Origin of the sequence: Roseospira visakhapatnamensis (assembly GCF_014197915.1) — a bacterium.
Classification (GTDB): domain Bacteria; phylum Pseudomonadota; class Alphaproteobacteria; order Rhodospirillales; family Rhodospirillaceae; genus Rhodospira; species Rhodospira visakhapatnamensis.
Window position 1 is genome coordinate 130,111 of record NZ_JACIGK010000004.1, and the last position, 12,836, is coordinate 142,946.

Sequence of the window (12,836 nt, forward strand, 5' to 3'; positions counted from 1 at the left end):
CATCTGTCGTCTGGAGCAGTACACGAGGGCCATGACCCGCGCCGAAGATCTCGTGAGAGGAAGGTCTCGTGAAAGACTGGGAGGGGGCCGATCGGACGACTCGCGCTGGCTCAGGGCCGCCGCCCTCCGACGATCCCTGAGGGCCGTGGACGCCGTCGCCTTGCGCGACCACTCCCCATCTCTTGCCGTTCCGGGTCCACGGCCGCGCGCGGCCTAGTCGGGAGCGGGCCGGGACCGGCGCGGCATGGGAGCGTTGCGGTGGTGGGCCGTGTCGTGTCTGGTACCGAGGTCCGGGCGCCGACGGGGACCGGGGGGTGCCCGGAGGCGGATGAGCGCCGCTCATCCGCCGTGGGCCTTACGAGGCCAGGGCCACGTCGTCCTTCGCGTCCGCGTGGATGAGATCGCGCTGAATGTCGCACTGGGCCTCGAAGTCCTCCAGGGCCATGCGATATCGACTGGCCATCGCCGCATCGCCACGACGGTCCGCCTTCTGCGCGGCCTCGCCGAGAACGGCGCGAATGGTGTTGGCGCCCTTGGGCTGGCGCAGTGTCATTTCGGTCCAGGCCGCCGCCAGCATGGGCAACAGGCACTCGCTCTCTGCGATGGCCGCCACATGGGATGACGTGGACGCGGTGAGGGCCTTCACGGTTTCCTGGTCCAGTCTCATAGTTCCACTCCTCCACTCATGACCTGTCCACCACCGAAAGCACCGGACATGTGCCCCCACCCCCGCGCCGACGCGTGTCCCGCTTCCGGCCGGACCGGCGCCCCGTCACAGGGCCGCCCGTTCCTTCTCGACCAGGCGGTCCAACCGATCGGCCGCCGCGAAGTCCCCACGCAAGCGGGCCTCGGCCGCGCGCCCCGCGAGGATTTCAACCACGTGCCGGCGTCCGCCAACCGTCCTCATCTCTCCGGCCGCCCAGGCGGCGGCGATGACCGGGGGCAGGTGCTCATGGCACGCCAGCACATCCAATTCGTCGTCGTCTTCCAACCCGCAGAAGGCGATACAGTCGCCGATGCTCAACATTTGCCGTCTCCCGGGTTCCCGACCCGATGTGGGCTTCGTCCGACGGGCTCCACGGCCATCGTGGACGTCGGCACGGACAAGCCACGTGAGGCGCGGCATCCGGTCGTTGCCCTGCCAATCAGGACGGAAACCGGAGGTGTTCGGGGGCTTGTCCACGGACGGCGCCGCGTTTGGGCGGGGACGTCCCGCTCCGGGTGGCCGCCTGTCGTCGGATACCCCACGACCTGATAAATACCTTAACACCAGCCTCGAAATTGGTTCAAGGTTATCAGGCGAATGGCGTGAGACCCTCGAAATGGCTCGAGTCACGGCACAGCGTTCCGCGAAAGGAACCAGAGTGATCAAATCAATCTCTCTATGAGGTAAGACGTTGGCACCTTATCCACAACCCCGCACCATAGGCGGACATTTTCTCATTCTATAGAGCTACAACGCATTTACGCCGTTTGGAGAAAACTGCCCTCGAAAGAAGGAAAGCCGCGTCCACCACACCGTCCGCGCACGGGAAGCCCATTGGGAGGACCCGCCAGGGAATGCACGCAAAACGGGCGCGACCCCGCCGTCCATCCACGCGCCGGCACCGGCGCGGACGGGATCACGGGCGCGCGGTGTCGTCTTCGGGTGGGGTTCAGGAAAGGACGGTCGCGGCGGGCGCCAACTCGGCGCGAACCCGCTGCCGCAGCAGGTCGATGGGCACCAGCGAGCCGGTGTCGGCCCGCATGTGCCAGAAGGTCCAGCCGTTGCAGGCCGGGGCACCCTGGACCGCCGCGCCGACCTGGTGAATGGATCCGCGATGTTCGGCGCTGATGATGGTACCGTCGGCCCGCACGCGCGCCGACCAGCGACCACTGGCGTCGGACAGCATCGACCCGGGGGGCAGCAAGCCCCGCTCCACGACCACGCCGAACGGCACGCGGGGTTCGGTCCGCTTGCGGGGGGTGCGCAACAGCGTCACATCGGCGACCGGCTCCACCGCCGCGATCCGTTCGCGCGCGGCCACCAGATAGCGGGCATCCCGCTCGATCCCGATCCAGCGCCGGCCGAGCTTCTTGGCCACCGCCGCCGATGTCCCGGATCCGAGGAAGGGATCGAGCACCACGTCGCCCGGGTCCGAGGACGCCAGGATGATCCGGTACAGCAGGCTCTCGGGCTTCTGGGTCGGATGCATCTTGCGGCCCTGGTCATCCTTCAGCCGCTCCGGTCCCGTGCACAGCGGCAAGGTCCAGTCGCTGCGCATTTGCAGGCCCTCGTTGAGGGCCTTCATAGCCTCGTAGTTGAAGGTATAGCGAGCCTCGGCGCCCTTGGAACACCACACCAGGGTCTCGTGGGCGTTGGTGAACCGGGTGCCCCGGAAGTTGGGCATGGGGTTGGTCTTGCACCAGACCACGTCGTTCAGCACCCAGAATCCCAGATCCTGAAGCGCCGTGCCGACCCGGAAGATGTTGTGATACGTGCCGATCACCCACAGGGTCCCGGAGTCCTTCAGCACCCGGTGGCAGGCCCCCAGCCAGGCGCGGGTGAAGGTATCATAATCGGCGAACCCGTCGAAGCGATCCCAGGCGTCGTCCACGCCATCGACGCGGGTGTTGTTCGGCCGCAGCAGGTCGCCCCCCAACTGGAGATTGTAGGGGGGATCGGCAAAGATCATATCCACCGACTCCGCCGGCATGCCGTTCAGGATATCGATGCAGTCGCCCTGATAGAGGCGATTGGTCTTCAGCGTGGTCATGAAACGGTCCCGGGGCGGGGGAGACGGATGGGCCACACGGCCTCCGGGTGGACCGCCGGAGGCCATCGGTGACTCCCTTGTACCGCGCCCGAGTCTCTCTGGCAATATTATTGTATATCAGGACTCTATAGGCGTTTCTGAATGTAACGAAAGAGGAATGGCGTCGAGTCGCCAAAGCCACAACCGGTTGTGGGTCAACAGTCGCCCAAGCGCCATGACTGGGGCATCGGGCACCGCGCCATGCGGCCGATCCGGCGGCGTCGCGCGGGTCCGGCGGCGCGGGGACGGGGCACGATGGGACGGGCCGGACCGACTCGGCGACCGCGCGTCAGACTCCGTCCCGCGCGGCGATCGCCGCCCTCACCGGGCCGAAAGAGCGGCGATGCTGGTCGGTGACCCCCTGGCGGCGCAAGGCCGCGAGGTGCTCCCGCGTCGGGTATCCCATGTTGGTCTCCCAGCCGTACCCGGGGTAGCGCGGCGCGAGGTCGCGCACGATCCGGTCGCGGGTCACCTTGGCGATGATGGAGGCGGCGGCGATCGATAGGCTCCTGGCGTCGCCCTTGATCACCGGCTGGACGGCACAGGGCAGCGCGGGGGCGTCGCGGCCATCCACCAGGGCCAGGGTCGGGACGGGTGTGCCCAGGGCCTCGAACGCGCGTCGCATGGCCAGCAGCGCGGCCATGCGGATGTTCAGGCGGTCGATATCGGCAGCCTCGACGACGCCGACCCCGATCCGCACACCGGGCTCTTCCGTCAGCAGGGCGAACAGGATTTCCCGACGGGCCGCCGACAGCGCCTTCGAATCGTCCAGGCCCTCGCGCAGGGCCGGCGGCAGGCGCGCCGGATCAAGGATGGCGGCGCCCGCCACCACCGGTCCGGCCAGGGGACCCCGGCCGGCCTCGTCCAGCCCACAGACGAGGCCGTCGTGGGTCTGCTCCAGTACAAAATCAGGCGGCATCGGCGGTCATTCCGAGAGCCCCTCGCGGGCGATCCAGCCGCCGCCCAGCACGCGCTCGCCCTCGTACAGCACGCAGGCCTGGCCGGGCGCGACGCCGTGCGCCGGGGTCTCCAGGGTCACCCGGGCGCGCGCGTCCGCGTGCACCTCGACCGTCGCCGGCACCGGATCGAAGGTGTTGCGGATCTTGACCATCGCCCGGATCCCGGTCTCCGGCGGCGCCGTCCCCGGCCCCAGCCAGTTGAGCCCGTGAAGGGCGAAACGGTCCCGCGCCAGGGCCTCGCGCGGCCCCACCACCACCTCGCGTCGCCCGGGCCGCAGCTGGAGCACGTAGAGCGGCGCCTCGGTGCCGCCTATCCCCAGGCCGCGCCGCTGGCCGACCGTGTAATGCATGATGCCGTCATGCCGGCCGAGAACACGCCCCGCCTGGTCCACGATGTCGCCAGGGTCCAGCGCCCCCGGGCGCAACCGCTCCACCACCCGGGCGTAATCGCCGCCGGGGACGAAACAGATGTCCTGGCTTTCCGCCTTGCCGGCCACCGCGAGGCCGTGCCGCCGCGCCAGCGCCCGGGTCTGGTCCTTGGTCAGGTCGCCCAGGGGAAAGCGCAGCATGGCGAGGTGCGCCCGCGTGGTGGCGAACAGGAAATAGCTCTGATCCTTGGCGGAGTCGCGGCCCCGCCACAGCGCGGGACCGTCCGCCGCCTCCCGCCGGCGCACGTAGTGGCCGGTCGCCAGAATCTCGGCCCCCAGGTCGCGGGCCGCCCCCAGCAGATCGCGGAACTTGACCGTCTGGTTGCACAGCACGCAGGGCACCGGGGTTTCGCCGCGCACGTAGGAGTCGGCGAAACGCTCCATCACGTCGCGGCGAAAGGCGCCCTCGTAGTCCACCACGTAATGGGGAATCCCCAGCCGGTCGGCCACGCGGCGGGCGTCGTGGATGTCCTGGCCGGCACAACAGGTGCGCCCGCCGGCCACCGCCTGGCCCTGGTCGTACAGCTGCATGGTCAGGCCGACCACGTCATAGCCGGCCTCGACCAGCAGGGCGGCGGTCACCGAACTGTCCACCCCGCCCGACATGGCCACCACCGCGCGCCGTCCCCGCCCCGGCGCCAGATCCGGACCGGGATCGGTCCCGGACCGGGGGTCCGGGGTGGCGGTCGCGCGACTATCGGGCAAGCGTCAGTCCCATCTGCCAGAAGTCGGCCTCCAGGATGGTGGCCTTGCGGAAGGTGTCGATGAGGCCGGGCAGGCGGCCGGGGCCGCCGCGCTCGACCATCAGCCGGTCCAGGGTCTCGACGGCACTGCGCGCCACCTGATGGTAGCCGGGGCCACCATACTCCCGGATCCAGGCCTGGTAGGGGTGGTCGTCGTCCACGCCCTCGGCCAGCAGCCGCGCCCCGATCTCGGCGTACCCGACGACGCAGGGCGCCAGCGCCACGTTGAGATCCAGCAGGTCGCCGGCCACCCCGCGTTCCAGAACGTAGCGGGTGTAGGCCATGGTGGCCTTGGCCTCCGGCAGGCGCTCCAGTTCCTCCGGCGCGATGCCCCACGCCTGGCAGTACTTCACGTGCAGGCCCATCTCGCCCAGGATGCCGCCCATGCCCTCGCTCATGCGGCGCATGTCGTCCAGGGTCTCGCTCTTGTAGACCCCCAGGGCATAGGCGCGGGCGAACTGGATCAGGAACAGGTAGTCCTGGCCCATGTAGTGGCGGAAGCACTCCTGGCGCAGGGTACCGTCGGCCATCCACCGGACGAAGTCGTGGTCGACGTAGGCCGACCAATCGTCCCGGCAGGCATGACGCAGCCGGGCGAACAGGCTATCGGCCTCGGCCAGGCCGGGCACGGCCTCGGGAGGGCCATCGGTGGCGGTCTGATCGTCGGTCTCGGTCGCGGGATCGGTCATGACAGGCTCGCCGGTCAAGAGGTCACAGTTGGGCGTTGCGGGTTTCGGCGGGCAACCGAACGGTCAGGCCATCGAGATCGTCGCGCATGATGATCTGGCAACCCAGGCGCGAGGTGCGCGTCAGGCCGAAGGCGAGGTCAAGCATGTCCTCCTCGTCCTCCTTGGGCTCGTCCAGCTTGTCGAACCAGGCCGGATCGACGATCACGTGACAGGTGGAACAGGCCAGGGATCCCTCGCAGGCGCCCTCCAGGTCGATGTTGTTGCGATGGGCCGCTTCCATGACCGACAGGCCGACGGGCACGTCCAGTTCGTGGCGGGAGTCGTCGCGGTCGATGAAGACGAGCTTCGGCATGCCTTGAATGCCTCCGAGTCAGGGGTCAGGGACGGCGCGGGATCGGGGGCCGGGCGGCCCGGCCCGGCGCACCGGGATCGGGCATGGATACCGCCGGGGCCGGGGACTCGCAAGCGGCGGCTCACCCGCGGTCAGGGCGCGAGGGCGGCCCACGCCGCCAGGACCCGCTCGACATCCGCCGGGGTCGACGACCATCCCAGGCTGAACCGAAGGGCGCGGCGAGCGGCGGCCTCCGTCAGGCCCATGGCGCGCAGCACGTGGGACGGCGCCACCTTGCCCGACGAACAGGCCGATCCGGCGCCCACCGACACGCCCGCCAGATCCAGGCGCATGACCTGGATGTCGGCCGTCGGCGCCGTGTCGGGCAGGCCCACGCAGGTCGTGTTGGGCAGCCGCGCCGCCCCCGCCCCATGGATGGCCGCCACCGGGCAGGAGGCCCGAAGGCCCGCCTCCAGGCGATCCCGCAGCGCCGCCAGGCGGGCGGACTCGGCCGCACCCCCGGCGCGCACCGCCTCGGCGGCGGCGCCGAAACCGGCGATGCCCACCAGATTCTCGGTGCCGGCACGGCGTCCGCGTTCCTGGCCGCCACCCCGCACCAGCGGCGCCAGCGTCACCCCGTCGGCGACGATCAGCGCCCCGACCCCCGCCGGTCCCCCCAGCTTGTGGGCCGACAGGCTCAGCAGATCCACGCCCAGCGCGGCCATGTCCAGGGGCGATAGCCGGCCCGGCCCCTGCACCGCGTCGCAGTGCACCCGCCAGCCGGCCGCACGCGCCCGGGCGGCGGCCTCGGCGACCGGCTGCACCACCCCGGTTTCGTTGTTGGCCCACATCAGCGACAGCAGGCCCGGCCCCGGTGCCTTCGCCAAGGCCCGGCCCAGGGCCTCCAGGTCGATCACGCCCAGCGCGTCCACCGGCAGACGACCGTCCTCCGGCACCCAGCGCAGCACCGAGTCGTGTTCCACCGCCGAGCACAGGCGCGGACCATCCCCGAGCCCCGAGAGGGCGAGCCCGTTGGCCTCCGACCCGCCGCCGGTGAACACCACCCAGGCCGGCGGCACCGCCAGCAGCGCCGCCACGGCCTCGCGCGCGTCCTCGATCCAGCGCCTGGCGCGCCGGCCATGGCCATGCACCGAGGACGGATTGCCGACCACCGCCAGCGCCGCCCGCATGGCCTCCGCCGCGCCCGGCCGCAGCGGCGCCGTCGCGTTGTGGTCGAGATAGACGAGATCGCCGGTCATCGCGGGACCGAATGGCACGCGCGGGGTCCGGCCTCGACCGACCGGCCGTCATGCCCCTGTCCCGCGTCCGCCCCGACCCGACCCACCGGCCTCACCCGCCGGCCTATTGGGCGGCGGACGCCTGGAAGCCGGTGATCAGACCGCTGGTGCCCAGGACGCGCCGCTCGCAGACGTCCTCCAGGGACACGGAACTGAGGTAAAGGTAGATCTGGTTGGCGAGTTCTTCCCACAGGTCGTGGGTCAGACATCGGCCCTTGTTGTTGTGGCAGCCGGCCGGCGACCCCGGCGAGCACCGCGTGGTCTGGATCGGCTCGTCCACCGACAGGATGATGTCGGAGATGCGGATGTCGCTGCCGGGCCGCGACAGCATGTAGCCGCCGCCGGGTCCCCGCACGCTCTTGACCAGCCCCCCCTTGCGCAAGCGGCCGAAGAGCTGCTCCAGGTAGGACAGCGATATCTCCTGACGCTCGGCGATGTCCGCCAGGGCCACCGGCTTGTCCTGGGAATGGACCGCCAGATCGGCCATGGCCATGACCGCATATCGACCTTTGGTGCTGAGCCTCACCCCGTTCTCTCCTTCTTCGCTGTGGCCGACACGGCCGTCTGGCTGGCCGACGGGATAGCCCTCGACAGGTCCTGACCGGCCCCATCGGTCCCCCCGGCCCTCATGGCCCCACCCGGCGACGGTCGGCGGCCGGATCACGGTGGGTCTCATCGTCCTGGCCCGGGTCCTCGACGAGGGTCCCGGACATGGCGGCCGACTCGGTGGTCCGCCGCAAGGGAATCGGTGCTCCCGGACCACGACCATCCGGGGCGTCGGCGCGCGCCTCGACCAGCGACCGCTCCAGATCCTCGACTCGCGCCGCCAGGCGCCCGAGTTGGTCGGTCAAGCCGGTGACGGTGCGGGCCACCGGATCGGCGATGCCGTCGGTGGGCGTTCCGTACGCCTGGAACTCGCAATGGCGGGTCTCGTCCACATGGTCGCGCCGCACCACGCGGGCCGGGATGCCGACCACGGTCGCGCCACTGGGCACGTCGGCCAGCACCACCGCGTTGGCGCCCACCCGGGCCTCGGAGCCGATGGTGACGGGACCGAGCACCTGCCCCCCCGACCCGACGATGACGCCGTCGCGCAGGGTGGGGTGGCGCTTGCCCTTGTTCAGCGAGGTCCCGCCCAGGGTGACGCCCTGATACAGGGTGACGTCGTCGCCCAGTTCAGCGGTCTCGCCGATCACCACGCCGGTCGCGTGATCGATGAACAGCCGGCGACCGATGCGGGCACCCGGGTGGATTTCCACGCCGGTGAACACCTTCGCCAGGTGCGAGATGAAGCGCGGCAGGAAGCGCCAGCCGGCTCCCCAGAGACCATGCGACAGGCGATAAACCATCACCGCATGCAGCCCTGGATAGCAAAACAACACTTCGGCCCATGAGCGGGCCGCCGGATCCTTCTCCAGGATGGTGGCGATGTCTTCCCTGAGCCTGCTGAACACCATGACGCTTGAAATCCTCAACATGACTCATGTTACTGTGCGCGCCGGAGTCGTCGTCTCCGGCCGAGGTCCAACTCATCGGCCCAACACATCACGGGTCCATCGCCCCGTTGGTCCAGCACGTCACGCACGCCGGCTTCAGGGGACCACCCGCGTCCACCATCGGCGCGCCATCTCCTGGGCCGGAGCCCCCTGAGCCGAAGCCCCTGTCGACAGTCTCCGTCGACGGAGAGTGTCGAAGAGGGGCGACGCCCGCCCGGGAGGATCGCACGGCGCCATGCGACCCGACGCCGCCGACCCACACGACGCCAACCCGGCGCCGGTCCGACCCACGGGCACCCATGGAAAGAGCAGTGTATGGTATCCGAGAAACGTGGTCAAGAAAGCCCGGCCCTTCAGTGGGGGTAACGGGCGACACCTCCAGACAGCGGCCCCCGACATTGGCCCAGCGGACCGGTAAGGTGTTGACGCGCCGCACCCTCGCGCGTGGCGGATCCTCGTTCCGGGCCGTTCCTCGCCACCAGGCCATCCCGACCACCCGGCGCGCCGCGCCCCGACGGTCTCGTCCCTAACCCCCGACCACGGGCCTCCGGCCCCCTCCGAGCCCCGGTCTCCACCCGCAAACGGAATCCCACCGCCCCCATGCCCGATGTCATCTTCAATGGCCCCGAAGGCCGGCTGGAAGGCCGCTATCACCACAGCAAGACCCCCAACGCCCCGATCGCCTTGATCCTGCACCCCCATCCCCAGCAAGGGGGAAGCATGAACAACAAGGTGGTCTACGCCCTGCACCACGTGTTCTCGCGGCGGGGCTTCTCGGTGCTCCGGTTCAATTTCCGGGGTGTGGGCCGGTCGCAAGGCGTGTTCGACAACGGCCAGGGAGAGCTGTCCGATGCGGCCTCGGCCCTCGACTGGCTCCAGGGAATCAACGCCAATGCCACCAACTGCTGGGTCGCCGGGTTCTCCTTCGGCGCCTGGATCGGCATGCAGCTTCTGATGCGCCGCCCGGAGATCAGCGGCTTCGTCGCCGTCTCGCCGCCGGCCAACCGGCAGGACTTCACCTTCCTGGCGCCGTGCCCGTCGTCCGGCCTGATCGTGCATGGCGACAGGGACGAGATCGTCCCCGACGCCGCCGTCGCCAAGCTGGCGGCCAAGCTGTCGACGCAAAAGACCATCACCGTGGACTACACCGTGATCCCGGGCGCCACCCACTTCTTCACCGATCACCTGGAGCACCTGGCCAAGACCGTGGGCGGCTACCTGGACGCCAACGCCGACCGCATCCGCTGACCGGCCAACCCCGCCCGCCGCCGCCCTCTCCCCGCCGGAGCTGGACCCCGTGGCTCGTCCGTCGCCCATCCCTCGCCACCGTTCATGGGTCATCGGCAGCCTGGCGGCCGCCGGCATCGTGGCCCTGCCGGTGGTCGCGGTTCTGGTCATCGCCCTGGGGCCGGGCGGTGGCGCCATCTGGGCGCATCTGGCGGCCACCGTGCTGCCCCACTATGTCGTCACGACCCTGGCGCTGATGGTCGCGGTGGGGACCGGCACGCTGATCCTGGGCGTGGGCACGGCCTGGCTGGTGACCCTGTACCGCTTTCCCGGCCAGCGCCTGTTCCAATGGGCGCTGCTGATGCCGCTCGCGGTGCCGGCCTACGTGATCGCATACGTCTACACCGACCTGCTGGACTACGCCGGACCGGTCCAGGGCACGATCCGCGCCGCGCTGGGCGTCACCAGCGCCGCCGACTACTGGTTCCCGGAGATCCGCAGCCTGCCCGGCGCGGCGCTGATGATGACGGCGGTGCTCTATCCCTATGTCTATCTGCTGGCGCGCTCCGCCTTCCTGGAGCAGTCGGCCTGCGTGCTGGAGGTGGCCCGCACCCTCGGCTGTGGTCCCTGGAGCACGTTCCGCCGGGTGGCCCTGCCGCTGGCGCGCCCCTCCATCGTCGTCGGCCTGGCCCTGGTCCTGATGGAAACCCTGAACGACTTCGGGACCGTGGACTACTTCGCGGTGCAGACCCTGACCGCCGGCCTCTACAACGTCTGGCTGATCATGCACAACCGCCCCGGGGCGGCGCAGATCGCGCTGGTGCTGCTGGGCTTCGTGGTGGTGCTGCTGGTGCTCGAACGGCTGGGGCGGCGGCGGCGCGGCTATCAGGCCACCGGCACCCGCAACCGCACCCCGGCGACGACCCGTCTGACCGGCGGGCCGGCCGTGCTGGCGACCCTGGCCTGCGCGGCGCCGGTGGTGGTGGGCTTCGGCGTGCCCGCGTTGGTCCTGGGCCGTCACGCGGTGACCCGGTTTTCCGAGTCCTGGACCACCGGCTTCGTCACCCAGGCTCTCAACAGCCTGGCCCTGTCGTCGGGCGCGGCCCTCATCGCCGTGGCCATCGGCCTGTTCCTGGCCTACGCGGTGCGCCTGCACGGGGGGCGTGGCCTGCGGCTGCTGGTGCGCTGCGCCGGGCTGGGCTACGCGATCCCCGGCGCGGTGCTGGCGGTGGGCGTGTTGACGGTGCTGGCCGGCCTCGACACCGCCCTCGACCGGGTCATGGAGGCCACCTTCGGCCTGGATACCGGCCTGCTGCTGTCCGGCAGCGTGGTCGCGCTGCTGTTCGCCTACACGGTGCGCTTCCTGGCCCTGTCGCACGGCACCATCGACGCCGGCCTGGGCCGGGTGCGCCCCAGCCTGGACATGGCCGCGCGCACCCTGGGCCGCGCGCCCGGCCAGGTGTTGCGCGAGGTGCACGCGCCGCTGATCCGGGGCAGCCTGTTGACGGCCGGCCTTCTGGTGTTCGTCGATGCCATGAAGGAACTGCCGGCGACCCTGATCCTGCGACCGTTCAACGTCGACACCCTGGCCACGCACGTCTATCAGTACGCCTCCGACGAACTGCTGGAACAGTCCGCCCTGGCCGCCCTGTGCATCGTGCTGACGGGCTTGATCCCCGTGGTGCTGCTGAGCCGCTCCATCACCCGCGCCCGCGCCTGGGGCGGAGTCGCGCCATGACCGGGACCATCGCCGCCGCGCCGCCCGCCCTGCGCTTCGAGGACGTCACCCACGGCTACCACGCCGCGGCGCCGGTGGTTCGCGCCCTGAGCCTGTCCCTGGCCCGGGGAGAGGTGGTCTGCCTGCTGGGACCCTCCGGCTGCGGCAAGACCACCACCCTGCGGCTCGCGGCCGGCCTGGACCGGCCCTGGGCCGGGCGCGTCGACATCGCCGGCCGCCGGGTCGAGGACGCCGGCCCCACCCACGTCCCGCCGGAGCGACGCCGCGTCGGCTTCCTGTTCCAGGACTTCGCGCTGTTCCCGCATCTCTCGGTGCTCGGCAACGTGCTGTTCGGGCTCAAGGACCGCCCCCGCCGCGCCGCCCGGGCCCGCGCCCTGGCGATGCTCGGCACCGTGGGCCTGGCGGAGCGCGCCGGCGCCTACCCCCACCAGCTTTCGGGCGGCCAGCAACAGCGCGTCGCCCTGGCCCGGGCGCTGGCGCCCGAACCGGCCCTGTTGCTGCTGGACGAACCGTTCTCCGGCCTGGACACCCGCCTGCGCCGGGCGGTGCGGGAACAGACGTTGCGGGTGCTGCAACAGTCCGGGGTGGCCGCGCTGATGGTCACCCACGATCCCGAGGAAGCGATGTTCATGGCCGACCGGGTCGCCCTCATGCAGGCCGGCCGGGTGGAACAGATCGACAGCCCCATGCAGCTTCACCACCGGCCGCGATCGGCCTTCGCGGTGCGCTTCTTCAGCGAGGTCAACGAATGCGTCGGCCGCGTCGAGGGCGGGCGCGTGGCCACGCCCCTGGGCCTGTTCGACGCCCCGGACCTGGCCGAGGGCGCGGCGGCCCGGGTGCTGGCCCGCCCGGAGGCGCTCATCCCCACCCTGGCGGGCGAGACCGGCTTCGCCGCCCGCGTGGTATCGGTGCGGCCGCTGGGGCACGAGACAATCCTGTTGCTGGGCCTGACGCGACCCGGATCGGATGAGCCGGTGATGCCGCTGACGGCCCGGGTGCCCGGCCGCCCCACCTGCGCGCCCGGCGACCTGCTGGGCCTGGCCATCGAGACCGACGAGTGCTTTGTGTTCCCCGACGAGGGACCGGACGACACCGCCGAGGCACCGCCCATGGCCGCGCCCTGACGGTCGCG

Annotated in this window: 13 protein-coding genes; 3 read left to right on the top strand and 10 right to left on the bottom strand. The window is 70.9% G+C overall.

The window, feature by feature from the left end; translation table 11 throughout:
* Positions 1-355: 355 nt before the first annotated feature.
* The 10 genes from GGD89_RS04135 to cysE all read right to left on the bottom strand — a co-directional run bounded on the left by GGD89_RS04135 (position 356) and on the right by cysE (position 8,700).
* Positions 356-667, bottom strand: a complete 312-nt coding sequence (locus GGD89_RS04135) for a hypothetical protein (protein ID WP_184042841.1) — start codon at positions 665-667, stop codon at positions 356-358.
* Between the two features lie 105 nt (positions 668-772).
* Positions 773-1,027 carry a hypothetical protein gene (locus GGD89_RS04140; RefSeq protein WP_184042842.1) on the bottom strand — a complete coding sequence of 85 codons (255 nt, stop codon included), beginning with the start codon at positions 1,025-1,027 and terminating at the stop codon, positions 773-775.
* A 628-nt stretch (positions 1,028-1,655) separates the two neighbouring features.
* Positions 1,656-2,756 (bottom strand): site-specific DNA-methyltransferase, encoded by a 1,101-nt coding sequence (locus GGD89_RS04145; RefSeq protein WP_184042843.1) that lies wholly within the window; start codon positions 2,754-2,756, stop codon positions 1,656-1,658.
* A gap of 328 nt (positions 2,757-3,084) precedes the next feature.
* Complete coding sequence (locus GGD89_RS04150; protein ID WP_184042844.1) at positions 3,085-3,714, bottom strand: ribonuclease HII; 630 nt, start codon at positions 3,712-3,714, stop codon at positions 3,085-3,087.
* 6 nt (positions 3,715-3,720) lie between these two features.
* Complete coding sequence (mnmA, locus tag GGD89_RS04155; RefSeq protein ID WP_281396660.1) at positions 3,721-4,824, bottom strand: tRNA 2-thiouridine(34) synthase MnmA; 1,104 nt, start codon at positions 4,822-4,824, stop codon at positions 3,721-3,723.
* 52 nt (positions 4,825-4,876) lie between these two features.
* The gene (tenA, locus tag GGD89_RS04160) at positions 4,877-5,614 is read right to left on the bottom strand and encodes a thiaminase II (protein ID WP_184042845.1); all 738 of its coding nucleotides are present in this window, start codon (positions 5,612-5,614) and stop codon (positions 4,877-4,879) included.
* A gap of 22 nt (positions 5,615-5,636) precedes the next feature.
* Positions 5,637-5,966, bottom strand: a complete 330-nt coding sequence (locus GGD89_RS04165) for a ferredoxin family 2Fe-2S iron-sulfur cluster binding protein (RefSeq protein WP_184042846.1) — start codon at positions 5,964-5,966, stop codon at positions 5,637-5,639.
* A 131-nt stretch (positions 5,967-6,097) separates the two neighbouring features.
* Complete coding sequence (locus GGD89_RS04170; RefSeq protein WP_184042887.1) at positions 6,098-7,204, bottom strand: cysteine desulfurase family protein; 1,107 nt, start codon at positions 7,202-7,204, stop codon at positions 6,098-6,100.
* Positions 7,205-7,307: 103 nt separating this feature from the next.
* On the bottom strand, positions 7,308-7,769 hold the full coding sequence (locus GGD89_RS04175; RefSeq protein ID WP_184042847.1) for an Rrf2 family transcriptional regulator: 462 nt from the start codon (positions 7,767-7,769) through the stop codon (positions 7,308-7,310).
* 100 nt (positions 7,770-7,869) lie between these two features.
* Positions 7,870-8,700 (bottom strand): serine O-acetyltransferase, encoded by an 831-nt coding sequence (gene cysE, locus GGD89_RS04180; protein ID WP_184042848.1) that lies wholly within the window; start codon positions 8,698-8,700, stop codon positions 7,870-7,872.
* A gap of 639 nt (positions 8,701-9,339) precedes the next feature.
* Between cysE and GGD89_RS04185 the strand changes: the two genes are divergently transcribed.
* From GGD89_RS04185 to GGD89_RS04195, 3 genes are read left to right on the top strand one after another with little or no spacing between them, the layout of a single operon-like run.
* Entirely contained in the window at positions 9,340-9,987 is a 648-nt protein-coding gene (locus GGD89_RS04185; protein WP_184042849.1) for an alpha/beta hydrolase, read from the top strand.
* 49 nt (positions 9,988-10,036) lie between these two features.
* A complete protein-coding gene (locus tag GGD89_RS04190) occupies positions 10,037-11,704 on the top strand; it encodes an ABC transporter permease (RefSeq protein ID WP_343058531.1) in 1,668 nt (555 codons plus the stop codon).
* On the top strand, positions 11,701-12,828 hold the full coding sequence (locus tag GGD89_RS04195) for an ABC transporter ATP-binding protein (RefSeq protein WP_184042850.1): 1,128 nt from the start codon (positions 11,701-11,703) through the stop codon (positions 12,826-12,828). Before GGD89_RS04190 ends, GGD89_RS04195 begins: the two co-directional genes overlap by 4 nt.
* Positions 12,829-12,836 lie beyond the last annotated feature (8 nt).

Coding starts and splice junctions, on each gene's coding strand:
- GGD89_RS04135 (WP_184042841.1), bottom strand. CDS start 667: ATGAGACTGGACCAGGAAACCGTGAAGGCCCTCACCGCGTCCACGTCA.
- GGD89_RS04140 (WP_184042842.1), bottom strand. CDS start 1,027: ATGTTGAGCATCGGCGACTGTATCGCCTTCTGCGGGTTGGAAGACGAC.
- GGD89_RS04145 (WP_184042843.1), bottom strand. CDS start 2,756: ATGACCACGCTGAAGACCAATCGCCTCTATCAGGGCGACTGCATCGAT.
- GGD89_RS04150 (WP_184042844.1), bottom strand. CDS start 3,714: ATGCCGCCTGATTTTGTACTGGAGCAGACCCACGACGGCCTCGTCTGT.
- tenA (WP_184042845.1), bottom strand. CDS start 5,614: ATGACCGATCCCGCGACCGAGACCGACGATCAGACCGCCACCGATGGC.
- GGD89_RS04165 (WP_184042846.1), bottom strand. CDS start 5,966: ATGCCGAAGCTCGTCTTCATCGACCGCGACGACTCCCGCCACGAACTG.
- GGD89_RS04170 (WP_184042887.1), bottom strand. CDS start 7,204: ATGACCGGCGATCTCGTCTATCTCGACCACAACGCGACGGCGCCGCTG.
- cysE (WP_184042848.1), bottom strand. CDS start 8,700: ATGGTGTTCAGCAGGCTCAGGGAAGACATCGCCACCATCCTGGAGAAG.
- GGD89_RS04185 (WP_184042849.1), top strand. CDS start 9,340: ATGCCCGATGTCATCTTCAATGGCCCCGAAGGCCGGCTGGAAGGCCGC.
- GGD89_RS04195 (WP_184042850.1), top strand. CDS start 11,701: ATGACCGGGACCATCGCCGCCGCGCCGCCCGCCCTGCGCTTCGAGGAC.